The 17,624-nt window shown below is 61.5% G+C and carries 17 protein-coding genes and 1 pseudogene; 2 read left to right on the top strand and 16 right to left on the bottom strand.

Annotated features, from left to right (window positions below; translation table 11 throughout):
* Positions 1–64: 64 nt before the first annotated feature.
* The 10 genes and pseudogenes from RHP72_RS28410 to RHP72_RS28365 all read right to left on the bottom strand — a co-directional run bounded on the left by RHP72_RS28410 (position 65) and on the right by RHP72_RS28365 (position 9,209).
* Positions 65–415, bottom strand: coding sequence for a hypothetical protein (locus RHP72_RS28410; RefSeq protein ID WP_039973505.1), 351 nt, complete (start codon positions 413–415; stop codon positions 65–67).
* Positions 416–579: 164 nt separating this feature from the next.
* Complete coding sequence (locus RHP72_RS28405) at positions 580–1,041, bottom strand: Hsp20/alpha crystallin family protein (protein WP_047272442.1); 462 nt, start codon at positions 1,039–1,041, stop codon at positions 580–582.
* Between the two features lie 1,254 nt (positions 1,042–2,295).
* On the bottom strand, positions 2,296–2,736 hold the full coding sequence (locus tag RHP72_RS28400; protein ID WP_024487875.1) for a DUF1931 family protein: 441 nt from the start codon (positions 2,734–2,736) through the stop codon (positions 2,296–2,298).
* A gap of 13 nt (positions 2,737–2,749) precedes the next feature.
* Positions 2,750–2,854 (bottom strand): annotated as a pseudogene (locus RHP72_RS28395) (thioredoxin reductase); the annotation flags it as partial.
* Positions 2,824–3,675: an alpha/beta fold hydrolase gene (locus RHP72_RS28390; protein WP_311094125.1), complete on the bottom strand. Its 852-nt coding sequence runs from the start codon at positions 3,673–3,675 to the stop codon at positions 2,824–2,826. The pseudogene RHP72_RS28395 and the gene RHP72_RS28390, both read right to left, overlap by 31 nt.
* Positions 3,672–4,109: a nitroreductase/quinone reductase family protein gene (locus tag RHP72_RS28385; protein ID WP_165639734.1), complete on the bottom strand. Its 438-nt coding sequence runs from the start codon at positions 4,107–4,109 to the stop codon at positions 3,672–3,674. The genes RHP72_RS28390 and RHP72_RS28385 overlap by 4 nt, the downstream gene beginning before the upstream one ends.
* Positions 4,110–4,206: 97 nt before the next feature.
* Entirely contained in the window at positions 4,207–5,178 is a 972-nt protein-coding gene (locus RHP72_RS28380) for an NAD(P)H-quinone oxidoreductase (RefSeq protein WP_311094909.1), read from the bottom strand.
* A 70-nt stretch (positions 5,179–5,248) separates the two neighbouring features.
* On the bottom strand, positions 5,249–6,841 hold the full coding sequence (locus tag RHP72_RS28375) for a succinic semialdehyde dehydrogenase (RefSeq protein WP_063316909.1): 1,593 nt from the start codon (positions 6,839–6,841) through the stop codon (positions 5,249–5,251).
* A 38-nt stretch (positions 6,842–6,879) separates the two neighbouring features.
* A complete protein-coding gene (locus tag RHP72_RS28370; RefSeq protein WP_063316908.1) occupies positions 6,880–7,791 on the bottom strand; it encodes an acetoacetate decarboxylase family protein in 912 nt (303 codons plus the stop codon).
* 125 nt (positions 7,792–7,916) lie between these two features.
* Complete coding sequence (locus RHP72_RS28365; protein WP_058039358.1) at positions 7,917–9,209, bottom strand: NADH:flavin oxidoreductase/NADH oxidase family protein; 1,293 nt, start codon at positions 9,207–9,209, stop codon at positions 7,917–7,919.
* A gap of 61 nt (positions 9,210–9,270) precedes the next feature.
* Here RHP72_RS28365 and RHP72_RS28360 point away from each other — a divergent pair, with 61 nt between their 5' ends.
* Together RHP72_RS28360 and RHP72_RS28355 are read left to right on the top strand one after the other, a co-directional pair.
* Entirely contained in the window at positions 9,271–9,846 is a 576-nt protein-coding gene (locus RHP72_RS28360) for a TetR/AcrR family transcriptional regulator (protein WP_058039359.1), read from the top strand.
* 35 nt (positions 9,847–9,881) lie between these two features.
* Entirely contained in the window at positions 9,882–10,574 is a 693-nt protein-coding gene (locus tag RHP72_RS28355) for a type 1 glutamine amidotransferase domain-containing protein (protein WP_081558664.1), read from the top strand.
* A gap of 1,003 nt (positions 10,575–11,577) precedes the next feature.
* Here RHP72_RS28355 and RHP72_RS28350 read toward each other — a convergent pair.
* From RHP72_RS28350 to RHP72_RS28325, 6 genes are all read right to left on the bottom strand, one after another.
* Positions 11,578–12,561 (bottom strand): nitronate monooxygenase family protein, encoded by a 984-nt coding sequence (locus tag RHP72_RS28350; RefSeq protein WP_311094124.1) that lies wholly within the window; start codon positions 12,559–12,561, stop codon positions 11,578–11,580.
* Between the two features lie 80 nt (positions 12,562–12,641).
* Positions 12,642–13,778: a CoA transferase gene (locus RHP72_RS28345; RefSeq protein ID WP_311094123.1), complete on the bottom strand. Its 1,137-nt coding sequence runs from the start codon at positions 13,776–13,778 to the stop codon at positions 12,642–12,644.
* On the bottom strand, positions 13,775–14,872 hold the full coding sequence (locus RHP72_RS28340) for a hypothetical protein (RefSeq protein WP_064074388.1): 1,098 nt from the start codon (positions 14,870–14,872) through the stop codon (positions 13,775–13,777). The genes RHP72_RS28345 and RHP72_RS28340 overlap by 4 nt, the downstream gene beginning before the upstream one ends.
* 51 nt (positions 14,873–14,923) lie before the next feature.
* Positions 14,924–15,880 carry an ABC transporter substrate-binding protein gene (locus RHP72_RS28335; protein ID WP_311094122.1) on the bottom strand — a complete coding sequence of 319 codons (957 nt, stop codon included), beginning with the start codon at positions 15,878–15,880 and terminating at the stop codon, positions 14,924–14,926.
* Between the two features lie 60 nt (positions 15,881–15,940).
* On the bottom strand, positions 15,941–16,714 hold the full coding sequence (locus RHP72_RS28330) for an ABC transporter ATP-binding protein (protein ID WP_244993200.1): 774 nt from the start codon (positions 16,712–16,714) through the stop codon (positions 15,941–15,943).
* A gap of 11 nt (positions 16,715–16,725) precedes the next feature.
* Positions 16,726–17,598: an ABC transporter permease gene (locus tag RHP72_RS28325; protein WP_311094121.1), complete on the bottom strand. Its 873-nt coding sequence runs from the start codon at positions 17,596–17,598 to the stop codon at positions 16,726–16,728.
* Positions 17,599–17,624: the final 26 nt, after the last annotated feature.

The raw sequence follows: 17,624 nt of genomic DNA, 5'->3' as shown, positions 1-17,624 counted from the left end.
TCAGATCTTGTGAGATCCTGCTACAAGCACCAATTCGATTCCACTAGTGCAAAATTCGGTTTTTCTACAGGTGGGGTAGTGCTGCAGTGAGGAAGACGGCGCCGAAGGCGATTCCGGCAATGCCGGTGAGGATCCCGACCACGCCGGCGGTGTTGTCGCCCAGATCGCGTCCGGGGGTGTCGGGTCGGCGCGCTGCCAGGGCGGTTCCGATGGCGGCGGCACCGAGGAGGATGCCGAGGCCGAACATCCAGAACGTCAGTATCGAGAGTGCACCGAGCATCAACGCCATGTCGCTGTATTCATCGCTGGTGATCGGACGGTGGTGATCCCACCAATCGGGTGGAGTGTGCGCGCGGGATTCGGTGTTGTCGGTGTTGTCGGATTGTTCGTGCGGGGGGATAGTGGATGCAGTCATGGCAGCTAAAGGGTTCTCGCGCTGATTCTTTCGTGTGGTGGATGTACCGGTGTGCGCCACGGGTGTGCAGTGGGAGATCGAAACGATGGTGGGTGAGGCCCGAGAACCCATCGCGTGTCCTCGGGAGTCACCCCACCATCAAAGCGGTGTTCGGGCCAGGCGGATCAGGCTTCGATCTGCACCTGTGTTGTCGATCCGGCGTTATCGGTTCGGGAGGGTGGTCCGGAGGAGACCTCGATCCGCCGCGGTTTCGCCTTCTCTGCGATCGGCAACGTCACCGTCAACACGCCGTTGTCGTACGAGGCCTCGATCTGTTGGGCGTCGATGTCGTCGCTGATGGACAGCTGCCGTTTGTATGTTCCAGCGAAACGCTCACTCGCCAGCCAGCTCACACCCTCTTCGGAGAGGGCGGTGCGGTGCGCGGTCAACGTCAGGGTCGAGCCGTCGATGTGGACGCCCACTGATCCTGGGTCGACGCCCGGAAGATCGGCGTGCAGGACGTACTGGTCCTCGACCTTGTAGAGGTCCATCGGCATGAACCGTGGACTGCGTCCGTTGCCGGTTCCCGCGGCGAGTACGGACTTGGTGATCGCGTCGATGTCGGTGAAAGGATCGAAACGAAGCACAGCAACACACCTCCCATGTCGTGAAAAGAAAGGTCACCGCCACTGTGGCGGTTGACCGAACTTACTGTGCGAGAACATGATAACCACACGAATTAGCACTCTGCAACCGAGAGTGCCAGAAGCTTTGGGGAAGTGTTCCGGTCCCTGAAGATCGCTGCTTTGCCTGGTCCCGACAAAAGCGGTGGCCGCCTTCGGCCTCGATTCGAAGCGGGCGGCGCGGTACGGCACTTCGTCAGTAGCGGCGGTGCAGCAACGGATCCGCCGGAGCCCCGACTCTGCGTGTGCGAGTCGGGGCGTATGACCGACGTCGGCATTGAGCACACAACACCGATGACCCACTATCCGTGCGAAGTCGACGTTCATGTCGTCCGCACATCTTCAACCATAAACAGTGCGATCGGTATAAATCATGTTCAGTCGCCTTCGATGCCAAGAAGTGACATGGCCGTTTGCATGGCAAGGTGAACATCTTGGTCGTCACGCTAGCGGCGCAGTAGCCGCGGTGCCTGGAAAGGTGGCCCGTTCCTGGTATTTGGTTTGCAGACGTCTGTTCCGAATGCTTTTGCAAAATAGGTCTTTTCCCGATGTTTGCGGGTGGATCGGGCATCGAACATCGCGGGTGCTCGTTCGTCGGAGTCGCTGCGAACGATGTCCGTGTTCGTGCACACACCGAACCGGCTGTAAGGGAGAACACTTCGGCCACCGTCAAAGCTTGCTCATCACAATGGAACTGGGACTTTCGACCCTGTCGTCTACAAGCAGTGCGCAATAACCTTCGTCGGGTCGGGGGCACCCGTTCCGTTCGAGGGGGCAAACAATCGGGCGGGTGTTCGTCAAGGCAAGGCCATATCACCCTCGCTGGTCTCCTTGCCGGGCCTTGAGCTGTGCGCGCCCAGAAGTGCGCAGGGCCCGCCCGATGCGGGGATCGAGAAAGTGAAGACGAAAGGTTCTCAGATGAGCCGAAGGAGTGATCGCCGATCGACAAGTTCTGCTCGCCGCCTGGCCACGCGGATTACCGGTGTCAGAGGTTCGGCGTGTAAGCCGAACTCGCTCACGGCAGAAGATCTGAGGGCTGTAATCGAGTCCCTCACTGGAGTTCTCGCTGCTCGAGAATCGAGCGCGGAAACCGCACCTCTCGCCGGAAATCCTCCGTCGTCGACGCCAACTGACAGGCAGTTCTGAATCGCACCGGTATTTTCGCAGCCGGACAGCATATTCGAACTCAGACGCGCTGTCAGCCGGGACGGGTGGTAATCACAGAAGTAGGTGGAAGATGTCGAAGGCGACTGTCCATTGGGCTGTGCCGGGGTTCTTGCGGTCCGGTTCGACCGTGGCGAAAGTTTGCGCCAGCGCTACGCTCAACCCTCCTGCGATCAGCGGCAGTCGTTGCTCTGTCTCCTCTGAGAGGGCCACGTCCAAGGGCGGGCGGGCCGTGAGCTGATCGAGCAGCGGTTGAAGTTCGATCTCCTCGTCGAGTTTTTCGAACCGGTGGATGCTCTCCTGTAATCCCTTGGTGATCGGCAGGTCCCACGGTTCGATCACGTCGCGCAAGTTTGCTTTCGCGGAGGCTTTCCCGATCAGGATCACGTCGTAGATCTTGTCGTCGATGAAATCGGTATAGCGCTTGAGATCGTTCCGGTCGACCTGCAGTCCGGCCGCTGCCCTGAAGAACCGCTGGAATTTCACGGTGCCCATTACTGGCATGTCGTCAGCTCCTTTCGAAGTATTCATGGATTTGGCGTACGGCCATCGCTCCTTCACCGACGGCGGATGCGACTCGTTTCACCGAACCGCGGCGGATGTCGCCCGTGGCTTCTCCCACCAGGCAACGATGCGTGCGACCACCTGTGAACTTCCCCGGACCCATCTGACGTGATCGTTGCTCGCACCGGGCAAGACGTCGTCGTGCTCGTACTGCCATCGTGTCACCGCGCGTGTTTCGAACAGTTTCTCCGCGAAGATGTCCACCGATCGTGGTGGGGCCATGGCGTCCGATGCGAAACTGATGACGAGAGCGGGCGTCGCGATCGGCCGATCGGCTTTGTACGGTGGGTTGCCTGTGATGACCGTGCGGGCCCATTGCCGCATCAACGTGCGAGCGCCGGGGCCGCCGAAAGCCGGTGTCGGTACGTAGCCGAACAGTGTGGTGAGCAGCGGGACGGCTACTGCGCCCATGAGCAAGACGTGTAGCCCGCAGAATCGGTAGGTTCGATGGTGGGGGAGCGCAGCAGCTACGGTGACCATTGCCTCGACCGCCGGGTGGTTCAGTTGGTGTCCGGCGACGAGTTGACCGCCGAGACTGTGCCCGAGCAACAGGATTGGCTGCTCGGGATGATCCCTCCGCGCACAGGTAATGGCGTCCTCGATGTCGTCGATTTCGTCCTGGTAGGACCAATCGTGTCTGCGGTCGGCGCGGGGCTCGCCGCGTTCGGATCCTCGTCGTCGAATAGCATGGGCCTCCCACCCGTGCCGTGCGAACTCTGCGACCAGCGGTTCGTAGAAGTGCGACCCTATTGCCATCGCGGGCGCGATCAGGACAAGGGGAGCGCTCGAGCTGTGCAAGCGGTGACGAATCGGAGTGCACAACGGACGAGGTGGGCCTTCGTCTTGTGCTGCGTGGTGGTCGTTTCTCACCGTTGGCAGATCACCAGTGGTATTTCGCGCTGTGTTCGTCGTTGGTAGGCTGCGTAGCCTTTATAGGCAGCAACGACTTTGGGCCACAGTGCGGCTCGTTCTTCTGTGGACGCGGTGCGTGTGTGTACCGCGAAGCGTTCTCCGTCCATGACGAGTTCGGCGTCGGGGTGGGCCTGGAGGTTTTTGTACCAGTCCGGATCGCGGTCGTCGCCGCCTTTCGACGCGACGAGCACGATCCAGTCCTTTTCTCGGACAGGGGTTGTCAGGTAACACGACCGCGGGAGTCCTGACGAGCGTCCGATCGTGTGCAGCTCGACGACCGGCATTCCGAAGGGTTTGGACAGCAGTCGCCCTCCACTGACGGTGAGCACGATTTTGTGCGCACCGTTCATCAGCTTGGCGCCGAGGTCTTTGACGGTGTCGGTGTTCGACATTTCTCATCCCTTCATGAAGGTGGTGAGGGTGATTCTGTGTGTGCGTGCGCGGTGGGTGCCCTGTGAGGGGCCATTCGCTCCAGTCGGTTGAGATCTGTCACGAACTCTGCGGCAGGAGAAGGACTTTTCCCACCGAGTCTTTCGATTCGAGCAACGCCTGCCCCTCGTCTGCATCGGCCAGGGGTAGCTTTGCCGAAATGATCGGTCGAATAAGCCCTTGTTCGATCAACGGCCACTCGTCAGTGGCGACGGCCGCAACGATCTCCGCCTTCGAGCCGGGGCCAGTCAGCTGGCGGTTGCGCACGTTGAGGCCGATGATTCGCGCACGTTTACCGATGAGTGCACCGACGTTCGCCTCACCGGTGAAGCCTCCCTGCATGCCGATGATCACCAGCCGACCTCCGACAGCGAGGGCATCGATGTTGCGGCTGAGGTAGCTCCCACCCATGATGTCGAGGATGACGTCTACCTGGCCCGCCAGTTCGGCTGCGAAGTCCTGATCTCGGTAGTTGAGCACGATGTCGGCACCGAGGTCTCGGCAGCGCTGCGCCTTGGCCTCTGATCCGACGGTGACCGCGACGCGCGCCCCCAGCGCCTTGGCCACCTGAATGGCATGGGTTCCGATTCCGCTGCCGCCGCCGTGGACGAGAAGCAGATCGCCGGCTTGCAGGCCTGCGTCGGTGACGATCGTGGACCAGACGGTGCTCGCCACCTCGGGCAGAGCAGCGGAATCGATCAGAGTCACGCCTGCGGGTACAGGTAGTAACTGAGATGCGGGGACTACTGCGTATTCTGCGTACCCGCCTCCGGCGATCAGGGCACACACTTCGTGGCCCAGTGCCGGACCGTCGACGCCGGGACCAAGGGCGACGACGGTGCCGGAGATTTCGAGACCCATGATGTCGCTGATACCCGGCGGTGGCGGATAGAGTCCCTGCCGCTGCATCACGTCACCGCGGTTGATACCGGCGGCGGCAACGCGAATCAGGACCTCGCCAGGTGCGGGCGTTGGGGTCGGTACTTCCTCTACGACGAGGTTCTTCTTCTCGTCGACGACGATCGCTCGCATGGTGGGGGTGACGGTGCTCATCTTGCCTCTCCTGTGGTGGTAGTCGAAATCGGTTGGCAGGCGGTGTTTGTCAGCGTGCGCCGATGGTTTTCCAGATGCGTAGCGCGGCGTTCACCACGGGTGCCCACGCGTTCCAGGGGATTCCCGCTGGTGGGTAGAAACCGAATCGCGACTGGTGGGCGATGGTTTGGGCTTCGGTGTATTTGAGGATGCCGTCGATACCGTGCCGACGCCCGAGGCCGGAATCGCCCATTCCGCCCATCGGCGAGTCGATGCTGCCCCACGCCGCGGCGAAGGCGTCGTTGATGTTCACGGTCCCCGAACGCAATCGGGCAGCGACTGAGCGGGCGCGGGTGGCGTCGCGACCCCACACGCTGCTGTTGAGTCCGTAGACGGTGTCGTTTGCCCGTGCAACTGCCTCGTCGTCATCGGCGACGGCGTAGATCGAGACGACCGGACCGAACGTCTCGTCCGTGTGCAACGTCATCTCTGGTGTGACGTCGGCGAGGATGGTCGGCTCGTAGAACAGCGGCCCCAGGTCTGGACGTGGCTTCCCTCCGGCCAGAAGGCGTGCGCCCTTCGCGACGGCGTCGTCGACATGAGCCGACACTGTCTTCAGTTGTTTGTCGGTGGTGAGACTCCCGACGTCGACCCCGTAGTCGTAGGAGGCTCCGATGGTCAAGGCAGAGGTTCGCTGAACGAACTTGGCAACGAACTCGTCGTGTACGGACTCGGCGACATACAGGCGCTCCACCGAGACGCACAATTGTCCTGCCGACGGGAACGCAGCGCGCACGGCCCCTTCGGCTGCCCGATCGAGATCTGCGTCGTCGAGGACGAGCATCGCGTTCTTGCCGCCCAGTTCGAGTGACGCCCCGATCAGCCGCTGGCCCGCGCCGCGGGCGATGTCTCGACCGGTCGCCGTGGACCCTGTGAACATGATGTAGTCCGCGTTCGCCAAGAGTGGGTCCCCGATCGAACTGCCTCGGCCGATCACCATCTGCCACACATCGGCCGGTAGGCCCGCTTGGTACATCAGGTCCATGGCCCACAAGGCGGTCAGCGCGGTCTGGGTGTCGGGCTTCTGCACCACAGCATTTCCGGCCATCAGTGCGGCGATGGCGTCCGTCGCCGCCATCGACAGTGGATAGTTCCATGGCGAGATGATCGCCACCACCCCTTTCGGGTGGTGCAGCTCGGACGTGCGGGTGAGAAAGGGCAGAGCCCCCCGGCGACGTTCGGGTTCAAGAACTTTCGGTCCGGTGCGGCCGTAGTAGCGGGCGGCGATGGCAGCGTCGGCGATCTCGAGGTACGCATCGCGACGAGTCTTGCCGTTCTCAGCCTGCATCAGGTCGAGCCCGGTGTTCTGATTCTTCAGGACCAGATCATGGAAACGCAGTAACACGCTGGCACGCTCCGCTACGGAAGTCGCTGCCCATCTCGCCTGGGCGCGGCGGGCACGAACGAATGCTTCGTCGACGTCAGCCGGGGCCGAGACCGGGAAGTCTGCGAGTGGTGAACCGGTGTACGGGGCAGTGGTGATCGAGCGGGGAGCGCCGGGCGAGGCCGTAACTCGTTCTGTCAGCCGTTCGAGTAATCCTGTGGTCAGTGTGGCGGGCAGCGCCGCGCGGGGATCTGTGGAGGTGTAGGTCGTTGCGGTCATGTCGGTGTACTCCTGAAATGTTCGGTCGATACGAGGTGTCAGCGAACCGAGACCGGGACCGGCATGTGCAGAGCGGCCTGAGCCGAGGTGGTGGCATCGAATCTGATCGTGCGGATGGGCCGGAGTGCGCGTAGGTCGTCGGACATCCTGCCCTCGCCGAGAGTCAGATCGAATCCGCGAGGAAACAACGACGTTCCGCTGGCGAGGACGTTGGTTTGGTTGAGGGTCGAGTGCCAGGATCCGTCTCGCTTCGTGTACGAGGTGAGGGTGGAGACGTTCGTGCCCGTTTCGAACGTCTTCTGCTCCGGGGTGGGGGCGGAGAAGGCGATGTCGACGCCGCCGTCCGCGTTGGCGATGCGGGCCGTGGTGCGTGCGTGGTCGATGCCGACATCGAGATCGGTGACCCACTTGGGGAACCCGTACCCGTCATGGCCGCGCACCTGGGCGATGTCGGTGTTGACCGGAAGTGAGAGCACATAGGAGTGCAGGTGATCGTCACCGAGGGCGGCAACCAGATCGGCAGCGGCCGTGGTAAGTCCGCCGTGGCGCGCCGGGCGAACCGCCACACCCACAGCCGCCTCGGTGTAGAAATCGATGTCGCACACGTCGTAGCGGAACGCCATCACTGACACCAGCCCGAACCCGGGTGCGATTTCCAGCGGCGCCAGCTCCTTTGGGATCCGCTTACGGATCGCCCTGCTCGGGGCCACCATGGTCAAACGCGCGGAGGACATCGCGTAGTAGAAGTTCGGCGTCCTTGTCGTGCCGATCGGCGATTGGACCTGCGTTTTCGGAAGCGTGCGGAAGAAGTCGACACTCGGGACCCGCGGGTCGGCGGCGACCTTGTCGAGCGGCACATCCATCCGGTAGCGGTCGAACAGGCCGTCCTTCGGGATTTCGACGGTCCGGCCGCCCAGATCGACCTTGACGGTTGTCGCTGTGTTCGTCATTTTCATGCTTCCGTTCGTTCTGTCGACCATTCAATGTTTACATTGCTTACATCAGGCTAAGGGTGAATGTAAGCACTGTCAACACTGTCTGGGTTCGCCGCCGAAATGACGGGAAACTGTCCGCATTACCCGATCGAGGGGGTGCGGTGCTGTAACCAGCGGCGATACCGCCGGAGCGCGCGGCGCTGCAGCAGCTGCTCTTTCAATAGTGCGACCACAGGGCTGGCCGTCGGCCGCGTGGACTTGCCTCGGCCTAATCGTCGAAGCTGCTGTCGCACGCGAGCCATGCTCGCCGCCGACGCCATGGCCTTGTCCTTGATGGTCACCGGGGCTAATTCGACGGAGGCTGCGGCATCGAGGCGCCACCGATTCGGCAGATCGGGATCGATCGCCAACGCACTGCCCATGCCGACCAAATCCACACCGCTCGCCAGGACCTGCTCGGCAACAGGTCGCCGAACCACACCGCCGGTCAACATCAACGGCACCGGGCTGGCCTCGGCCAGTTCCTCTGCAAGAGTCAGAAAGTAGGCCTCCCGAGCGAGGGTGCGATCGTCCGGGCCTTGGCCGGTCATGGCCGGTGCTTCGTAGCTCCCTCCGGACAGTTCGACGACGTCGACACCGAGTGGTGCGAGCATGGCGATCACTTGCGCTGCGTCGTCGGAGTCGAATCCTCCGCGCTGGAAATCCGCGGAATTGAGTTTGACGGCAACCGTGAACGTCGGGTCGACAACCCTGCGCACTGTGCGGACGATGTCGAGAAGCAATCGCGCTCGGTTCTCTAGGGTGCCGCCCCATTCGTCGGTGCGCTGATTGACCAACGGAGAGAGAAACTGCGAGAGCAGATAGCCGTGTGCGGCATGGATTTCCACGCCGTCGAAACCAGCTTCCTCTGCGCGACGTGCTGCTGTTGCGAAACGGTTGACGGTGTCGTTTATCTGCCGTGCGGTCATGGCCTGGGGATGCGCAAATCGCTTGCTGTTCTTGCCGAGTTCGACGCGAGTGGCCGACGGAGACCATGCGACACCGGGCATGTCGGCTTGAATCTGCCGACCGGGGTGATTGATCTGCATCCACACTTTCGCACCTCCGCCCTGTGCGGCATCCGCCCATTCGCGGAACGGCCCGATTGGGGATTGTGCGTCGAGAACGACGCCGGCCGGCCCGGTCAGCGCCTCCGCGTGAACCATGACGTTGCCGGTGATGATCGTTCCCACCCCTCCTCGGCTCCAGCGGTGGTACAGCTCGAACAGCTCTTTGCCGGGGAGCTGTCCAGCTGCGGCCATGTTCTCCTCCATGGCTGCCTTGACCATCCGGTTGGGGAGTGTCGCCCCACTGGGAAGAGTGAACGGGGCGAAGACCGGAGAGACTGTGCTGTCAGTCTCCAACTTGTCGGGTGCAGGGTCGGTGAATGGCATCGGCGCTCCTGAATGCGGTATGTTTACATTGCTCACATGAGCGTAGAAAGGAAAGTTAACGGTGTCAACATCAGTCAAGGGTGGCTACCATCACGGTGATCTGAAGGCCTCGCTGCTGGCGTCGGCGATGCGCATGCTCGAGGCAGGTGAGCCGTTTTCGATGCGCGCGATCGCGCGCGAGGTCGGTGTGTCGGCGACTGCGCCGTACCGACATTTCGCTGATCGTGAAGCGCTCGAATCTGCTCTCGCCGCGCAAGGGTTGCGCGATCTGAAGGCGGACCTGACAGACGGCCGCGAGCTACCGTCGACGTCGGCGGATCTTGCCGAATTCGCAGTCGCCTACGTCGAGTTCGCGCTGCGGCGACCGGCGCTCTTCCGGTTGATGTTCGGCAACGAGTGCGACACGGGTAACGACGAGCGCGTGCAAGCGGCTGGAGAGATTCATCTGTTGATGCAGATGGGGATGACGCTTGTCTTTCCGGATGCGGATTCCGAGGCGTTGGCGTCGGCGGCATGGGCATTGGCGCACGGTTTGGCTTGTCTGCATCTCGACGGCAAAATGTCGACGGCCACGGCCGGTGAGGCTGCAGATCGGGTGCGAGCAGCTTTTGCTGCGATTCTGGCGGTACAAGGGTGAGATCCACTGACCAAAGCGATCGAGAGAAGAGTTCGATGACCAAGCGAATCTTGAACGTAGTCACCAACGTCGGCCACTACGACGATCCGTCTCATAAGACCGGGTTGTGGCTGTCCGAGCTCAGTCATGCCTGGCAGGTTTTCGACGACCACGGTTTCGAGCAGACTTTAGTCAGCCCCGAGGGCGGAGCGGTGCCCTTGGAACCGCGATCGCTCAAGTTCCCGAACTACGACAAGAGCGCAAAGGCATGGCGGTCCAACCCTGCTCGGATGGCGCTACTCGACTCCACCGCCAGCCCCGAACAGGTTGACTCCGCTGACTACGATGCGATCTTCTTCACCGGCGGGCATGCAGTCATGTACGACTTTCCCGGTAGCGAAGGTTTGCAACGCATCACCCGGGAAATCTTCGAACGCGGCGGGATCGTGTCGTCGGTGTGCCACGGGTACTGCGGACTTCTCGACACCACACTGTCCGACGGCAGCTACCTCATCGCCGGCCGCAAACTCACCGGATTCGCCTGGCGCGAGGAAAAACTCGCCCGCGTCGACAAACTCGTACCCTACAACGCCGAGGAAAAAGCCAAAGCGCGTGGCGCACTGTACGAAAAGGCGAAACTGCCCTTCGTGTCCTACGCAGTCGTCGACGGAAACCTCGTCACCGGCCAGAACCCAGGATCCGCAAAGGAAACCGCAGAGAAAATTGCAGACCTCCTGCTGAAGGCCTAGCGGAGCTGTCGATAGCGACCGTCCTGGACCGAACAGAGGGACGTCGAGATTGTGTGCTCAACGCAGATGACGACTAGCTGCCCGGCCCGACGTGCACGGTCTCGGTTGCGCCGCTGCCAAATCGCCCTGACTGACAGGGTTGCAGACCTTGTGGGATCTTTGGGACAGTTATAACAACGGTTTCGTCGGTGGTTCGGTGGTAACCCCGACCCACCGCTAGGGAACGGGCCCAGGTACGCGCCCGCGGTCCCTGAGTCCGGACAGTCGATACCGGTCGAGCGGGAGTAAAGGGTTGTTCTTGTTGCGGGGAATCAGGTTTGGCGCCGTTCGAGAGCGAACACAGAAAGATTTCATGCCGCGCATGTCTTGTACACCGATCACGTAGGGTTGTACTCGACGAACCGTTCGAAGGCGCTCTCCGCCTCTTTCCCTGTCAACAGGGTTGTGTTCACAGAAATCTTTTCACTTCCGATGGTCACCGTCGCCTCCCGATTGGCCAACATGTTCTCGGACCACGCTGGGTGGTACTCAGTCGAAGCCAAGAAGTGTCGGCGTGGCGTGGGGAAGCTACTTCGGACCGACGGTGATGTTATGCGCGTGCTGGCCGACTCATACCGAATCTGGATGTGCACAAGAACTATTGGAACTCTGGCAACAGTGCGTTGATCGCAATGGCGCGGGTGACAACAGGGTTGGTAGCACCATGGACACAACATTGAGTAGGTCGTGCTCGGTGCCGATCGAAATCCTTGCGGTTGTCACTCTGATGACCTCAAGCAATTCGGAGTACACCTCCTTTCCTCGTCCTGGCGTCAATGATCGTCGGGATGCACCCGAAACGATCGAGCGGCGATGGCGAGCCGCGAGGCGATCTGGAAGAGCTCCCCGTCACCGCACGACGCATCGAGGACGAGGTATCGGCGGCACGCGGGTCGACGAGCGCAACGGCAGGGGCATTCGCGAAGAACTGGCCGACGGTAGCGCCCAGTGGGTTCGGACGTAGTCAGGCGCTGAGAGGATCCAGGAGGCCGGTAAGCCGTCCGGCAATCAGTGCTTCGGACTCTGCGACAATACGTTCCACCAATTCACCCACTGTGGGGATGTCGTGAATCAATCCTTGCACAGTGCCAGCCGTCCAGATGCCAGCCTCCTGGTCGCCGCTGTCGAACACCGCTCGGCCCCGCGCACCGGCCACAAGATGTCGAACGTCTTCGAATTTGCCACCACTGGAAAGGATTTCGACAACTTCTTGGCTGATGCTGTTGCGTGCTACCCGTGCGGTATTGCGTAGTGACCTGAAAATCAGTTCCGTGTCGACCTCCGAGGCAGCGACTATCGCCTGCTTGATGTTGTGGTGAATCGGGGACTCCTCGGTACACATGAACCGAGTGCCCATGTTGATGCCGTCGGCGCCAAGCGCCAGGGCGGCCACCAATCCTCGCGCGTCGGCAAATCCACCGGACGCGATCATGGGAATGCTGATCCGCTCTGCTGCTGCAGCGATGAGGACGAGACCCGGTACGTCGTCTTCCCCTGGATGCCCGGCACATTCGAACCCGTCGATGCTGATGCCGTCGACACCGAGGGCCTGGGCTTTGACCGCGTGGCGGACGCTGGTGCACTTGTGGAGAACCTTGATGCCTGCGCCGTGAAAGTGCGGCAGATGGGGCGCGGGAGACGATCCAGCTGTCTCGACGACTTTCACTCCGCAGTCGATGATCACGTTGCGATACTCATCGTAGGGCGGAGGTGTGATCGTCGGGAGGATTGTGAGGTTGACCCCGAAAGGTTGATCGGTGAGCTCGCGCGTTCGGGATATTTCTCGGGCAAGATCGTCAGGTGTCGGCTGTGTCAGGGCAGTGAGCATGCCGAGCGCGCCGGCGTTTGCAACTGCCGCTACGAGTTCTGCTCTCCCCACCCATTGCATGCCGCCCTGCACGATTGGGTGGCGAACTCCGAATGTCTCGGTAAATGCGGTGGTCAGCACTGGACATCTCCTCGATGGTGCATGGCTATCTGTTTGTCAGTTACGTTGGTGCAAAGTCAATTTCGACCCGAACGGCGCATTCAGCGCGTCGATGTTGTCCACTCGTTCAAGGCCGGAACCTGTGAAAGTTCAGTTCGTGCCATCGGAGGTTCGGCGCGATAGGGCATGGCAGGCGTCAAATACTGTTCGCCATGTTCGTTGGTGCCGGGGATGAAGGTACGGTTCGCAATCACATCGTCGGCGCAAATTACCTGGTCGTAGTCACGCGCAACTGCGGCAACCACTCCGGCCGCAGTGAGATGCTCTACCGCTTCCGCGGCGCTACGGTGGCACAGCTGCTTCTCGATCGTGGCGACGAGGTCAACACGGTTTTCCACGCGCAGCGCGTTGGTGGTGAACCGCGGGTCGTCGGCCAACTCCGGCAGGTCGATTGCCTTGCACAGTTCAATCCAGGCTTGCGGTTGGTATCCGCTGATCACCAGCTCGCCGTCGACGGCACGAAAGACGTCTGCCGCCGGTGCGACGCTCGGTTGTCCGTTCCCTTTGCGACTCATGGGCTTTCCGGATACCTGCCACTCGATCCAGTTGGCGGTCTGCAAGTGGATTGCGACGTCCAGCAGGGAGACTCGGACGGACGATCCTTTGCCGGTGCGCTCACGTCGAAGTAGCGCTGCCAGTACCGCTTGAGCGACAACGTAGCTCGTTGCATGATCTATGACCGGTGCGCCCACACGTTGTGGCGGGCTATCCGCCTCACCCGTCACCGACATCAGTCCGCTCTCTGCTTGCGCAGCGATGTCGAGCCCCGCGCGGGTGGCGGACGGGCCTTCCGCCCCGTACCCGCTCACCGAGACGGCGATGATTTCCGGTCGCAGGCGTTGGAGTTCGGCAGAGGAGAATCCCAATCGATCGAGGGTTCCCGGGCGAAGATTGTGCAGCAAGATGTCGCTCGACGCGATCAGATCCCGAGCTCGCTGCAGATCGGCGGAGTCTTTGAGGTCGAGGCAGATTGAACGCTTTCCACGGTTGTACCCGTAGAAGATGCCGCGCGCGTAGTCGGCGTCGATTTGTCGGGCCGGTTCACCACCTGGAGGCTCGAGCTTGATGACCTCGGCGCCGAGATCGGACAACTGCTGCCCGGCGCTGGGTATTGCGATCAGTTGACCGATCTCCACTACTCGGACACCTGCCAACGGCAGGTCTACTTCGTCGGTCATCGAATGATCTCCACATGAGGCGAAGTGACATCCTCAGCCGGCTCCAGGCAGCGCGCCAACAGAATTCCTTCGGTGTGGTTGCAGGGGTTCAGTCGGTTTCTGTCACCTTCTGCTCCCCCGATTCGGATCGTCACCGTTCCATCGTCATTGCGCTCGAAGTGTGCGTCGTTGAGATTGACGGTGTGGTCGCGGTACTCGAAGGACTCGAACCAGTGGTTGTACAGCATCACTCCGAAGTAGGTGCAGTCCGGGATGGTGAACGTAATGTCCACGGCAGTAGCGTCTTTCAGTGACCACCAGCCGGCAACGTATTGGTTGGAGCTGGTGCCGTAGAAGTCTCCCCACCCTCGCTGCTCCGAGGTCACGCGAATCTCGTTGGGAGACTGACTGAGTGTTTCGATGAGCTGAAGACTGCGTCGAAGGCTCACGTCCATGCCACGAGCAAGTTTCGTGAGGCGCTGGGTCAGCCACGCCGTGTCGAGATCGGGGCGTGCACCAGGCGGCGGACCGAGGCGCTCGATGTGGAGAACAGGATCGATCTCCGCGTTACGCGTCTTGTGATACACACGCACTACTACGTCGAAGCAGCGCTCATCCAGCCGAATGCCGCTGCGCCCCTCCAGCTCTTGTGCGACGAAGATCTCGAAGTTGCCGTCCGCGTCACACACCTTGTCGTCGATGACGATGTTGTCGGCGACCCGGTCGGTCCCAGACGCGCCGACACGATTGGCGAGAACGGCGACGTACGGCACTGTGCCACGGTTACCGTGAATACGGTATGTCTCGTTGGGGTCGATCATCGCAGTCCAGTAGTCGACGTCGATGCCGTCTCCCCAGAACTTTCGCATCGGTGACATCAGGGTGAAGAGTTCAGGCCGGAGTACGTCTTGGCGCTCGATGTTCATCTCGGCGAGGTATCCGAACAGACGAAGTGCGTGCCGTACACCTTCGGCGCTGTCCAGCGGCGATCCGGTAGCGGCAGCGGTCGAACCGAATGTCGCAAGGCTGTCGGTGACTGCAGACCAAGCCTCGGTGAGCTGCCGGCGATCGTGCTGGGACTCGGATTGTGTTGACTGGTCAGCGAGTTGTGTCATCGTTGCTTCTCTTTCGTGGTAGACGAACTGGATTGTGTATGGGGGCGTTGGTCAGCAGAGGGGGTCGAAAGGAACGTCTGCGTCGGACTTGCCCGAGGTCTGGTTGTTCACCCATCTGACGTTCTGGGTCCATCGGTCGGCCGAAATCTGCACAGGCCAGAGACTCTTCTGCGAAGCCCACACCTGGTTGGCTTTGTCAGCAGGAACATTCATTCGCTCGGTGAGAAGTTGAGCTCCTGCTAGCTCGTTCGCAGGATCGGCTATCCACCCTGCTGCGGCCTCGAGCGCCGCACACACGGGGGCAGCAGCATCGGATTCAGCGAATGTGGCTGTCGTGACGAGCACCGTGCCCAGGCCGTATGAACTCACGCCGTCAGAGCCCACCGGGTCTACTTCTGTAATCGCCGTCATCGGAATTCCTTGAGCATCGAATACGGCCTGGCTGGCAGCGGTGAGAACGGCGGCATCTATGTCGCCCTTTCGTGCGAGTGGTATCTGACTCGCGGTGGGTGCCGCTGCGATGAATTGCACCGTGGAGGCGTCGATGTTTCTCTCTGCGAGAAGCTGATTGACGAATTGCTCGGCCGCGCCGCCACGTGACGGTATGGCGATCCGCTTGCCGGGCAAATCCTCGATGGTGGTGATGCCGCTGTCTTTCGTCACGGCGATGGCAAGATCGATCGACCCGTACGGGGACAGTGGCCGCAGACTCTGCCCTTGCTCTATGGCCGGCACGACGGTTCCGGGTGCACCGACCGCGAGATCGGTTGTGCCGCCGATGAGACCGCTGATGAGTTCGGGCCCGTTCTTTCCGTCGATGAGCTCGACGTGGAGGCCTTCCTTGTCGAACATTCCTTGTTGGACAGCGACGTAGACAGGCAGGGACAAAGCACTCGCAGGGTAGACCCCGATGGCGACGCTACCGTCGTTCGGACGCCCTCCCCCTCCACACGCGGAAAGCAGTAGGGCCGCTGCAATGACTGTGCCGACAAAAGGTCGAAGTTTCATGGGATTCCTGTTCCTTGATGGCTGGGCGCATCAGAAATCAAGCTGAGTTGGCTGGGCACATCAGTGGTCGAGCTGACCACGCAGCCGGTTGAAGATTTCGATGTATCGAGGTTCGGCGGTGAGGGTTTCGAGTTCGCGGGGGCGTTCGATGTCAATGCTGACGTCGTCGATCACCCGGCCGGCCCCGAGCAGCAGAACGCGGTCGGAGAGACAGATGGCTTCGCCGAGGTCGTGGGTTACGAAGATGACCGTCCGGCCGACCTCGGACTGCCAAAGCTCGAGGAATTCGCGCTGTACTTCGACGCGGGTTTGCGCATCGAGGGCGGCAAACGGCTCGTCCATCAACAAGATGTCCGGATCCAGAGCCCACGTCCGGGCCAACGCGACACGCTGGCGCATCCCTTGGGACAGCTGCCAAGTCCACAGCTGTGACGCCTCGGACATTTGAACGGCCGCAAGCCAGCGCGCGGATTGAGTTCGTCTCTCCGCCTTGGGTACTCCTCTCAACTCGAGGCCGTACTCGACGTTCTTCCGCGCTGTTCGCCACGGGAACAGGGCATCTCGGGCCATCATGAAGCCCATCCGGGAGCGAGCGTCGAATGGTGTTGTGCCGAGGACCTCGGTTTTGCCTTCCGTCGCGTCCACCAATCCAGCGAGCGCGTTGAGCAGGGTGGTCTTTCCGCAACCACTCCTGCCGACCAGGCTGACGAACTGTCCGCGAGGGATTGTGAGGTCGAGATTGTCGACCACAGTTTTCGCCGACCCGTCGGGTGAGGGGAAGGATATCGTCAGTCCGTCGAGTTGTACGGCGGGTGTAATCACGTTGGTATCCATGATGATTCCTGTCATCGTCGAGCCGGCGGCTGCCACCGAAGGAGGTAGCGCTCGGCGAAGTTCATGACCTGGTTGAGGACGACTGCGACGATTGCGAGAAGTATGAGGATCGCGTAGACCGCTTCCATCCGGAACTGGGCCGAGTAGATCGACACAAGCTGGCCCAGCCCGTCCCGTGACGAGATCAGTTCCGAACCGACAACGCCAAGTAGCGAATAGATCAGCCCCAACCGAAGACCGGCAAAAATGCCAGGTGTTGCGACGGGGAGGAGGATGTGCCAGAACACTTGTGTCTTACTGGCATTCAGGACAGTGGATAGTCGGAGCCATTCGTCGTCCACTGACTTCACACCGGCTCGTGCACTCGAGCAGACGATGAAGAAGACGAGTGTGAACGCGAGAGCGACCTTCGCCGTCATCGTGATCCCGAAGATGACGATAAGCAGAGGCGCCAGCGCAAGACGTGGCATGGCATTCGCCGCATCCAGGAACGGACTCATGATGCGTTCGAGGGTCGGAAGCAGTCCGAGAGAGAGTCCGACCGCCACCCCGACTGCGCTAGCGAGGATCCACGCGATCACGACGGCAGTCATCGTGGCACGCAAGTTCGACGAAATCTCGCCCGACTGCACCGCTGCGGTGAAGTAGTTCCAGGCCTCGCCTGGCGTTTTGGCCAGAACTGGCTCGATCCAACCGTGCGATGCGACGAGCTGCCACGCTCCGAGTAGGACCAGAAGCAGCGCGACCTGGGCCAGTCGTACCCCGATGATGAGTCGCGTACCGGATCGACGCTGTCGAGCGGGCTTCGGCTCAGAGCGCGCCCGCCTCACGGAACGGGGTGACGTAGCACCGGATGGCGAACTTGTGGTGATGGTTTCGGTCATTTCGGCGCCTCCTCCGTAGTGCTCGC

The sequence above is a fragment of the Rhodococcus sp. SG20037 genome (assembly GCF_031763325.1).
In the GTDB taxonomy this organism is placed as follows: domain Bacteria; phylum Actinomycetota; class Actinomycetes; order Mycobacteriales; family Mycobacteriaceae; genus Rhodococcus_F; species Rhodococcus_F qingshengii.
The sequence above is the reverse complement of the archived record's forward strand: the minus strand, read 5'-3'. Positions and strand labels throughout refer to the sequence as shown.

Bases quoted from the DNA above. Each gene is read 5' to 3' on its own strand.
- RHP72_RS28410 (WP_039973505.1), bottom strand. From the start codon at position 415: ATGACTGCATCCACTATCCCCCCGCACGAACAATCCGACAACACCGAC.
- RHP72_RS28385 (WP_165639734.1), bottom strand. From the start codon at position 4,109: ATGTCGAACACCGACACCGTCAAAGACCTCGGCGCCAAGCTGATGAAC.
- RHP72_RS28340 (WP_064074388.1), bottom strand. From the start codon at position 14,872: ATGACACAACTCGCTGACCAGTCAACACAATCCGAGTCCCAGCACGAT.
- RHP72_RS28400 (WP_024487875.1), bottom strand. From the start codon at position 2,736: ATGGGCACCGTGAAATTCCAGCGGTTCTTCAGGGCAGCGGCCGGACTG.
- RHP72_RS28325 (WP_311094121.1), bottom strand. From the start codon at position 17,598: ATGACCGAAACCATCACCACAAGTTCGCCATCCGGTGCTACGTCACCC.
- RHP72_RS28375 (WP_063316909.1), bottom strand. From the start codon at position 6,841: ATGACCGCAACGACCTACACCTCCACAGATCCCCGCGCGGCGCTGCCC.
- RHP72_RS28355 (WP_081558664.1), top strand. From the start codon at position 9,882: ATGACCAAGCGAATCTTGAACGTAGTCACCAACGTCGGCCACTACGAC.
- RHP72_RS28380 (WP_311094909.1), bottom strand. From the start codon at position 5,178: ATGCGAGCGATCGTCGTCGACGAGAAGAAGAACCTCGTCGTAGAGGAA.
- RHP72_RS28345 (WP_311094123.1), bottom strand. From the start codon at position 13,778: ATGACCGACGAAGTAGACCTGCCGTTGGCAGGTGTCCGAGTAGTGGAG.
- RHP72_RS28365 (WP_058039358.1), bottom strand. From the start codon at position 9,209: ATGCCATTCACCGACCCTGCACCCGACAAGTTGGAGACTGACAGCACA.
- RHP72_RS28335 (WP_311094122.1), bottom strand. From the start codon at position 15,880: ATGAAACTTCGACCTTTTGTCGGCACAGTCATTGCAGCGGCCCTACTG.
- RHP72_RS28330 (WP_244993200.1), bottom strand. From the start codon at position 16,714: ATGGATACCAACGTGATTACACCCGCCGTACAACTCGACGGACTGACG.
- RHP72_RS28370 (WP_063316908.1), bottom strand. From the start codon at position 7,791: ATGACGAACACAGCGACAACCGTCAAGGTCGATCTGGGCGGCCGGACC.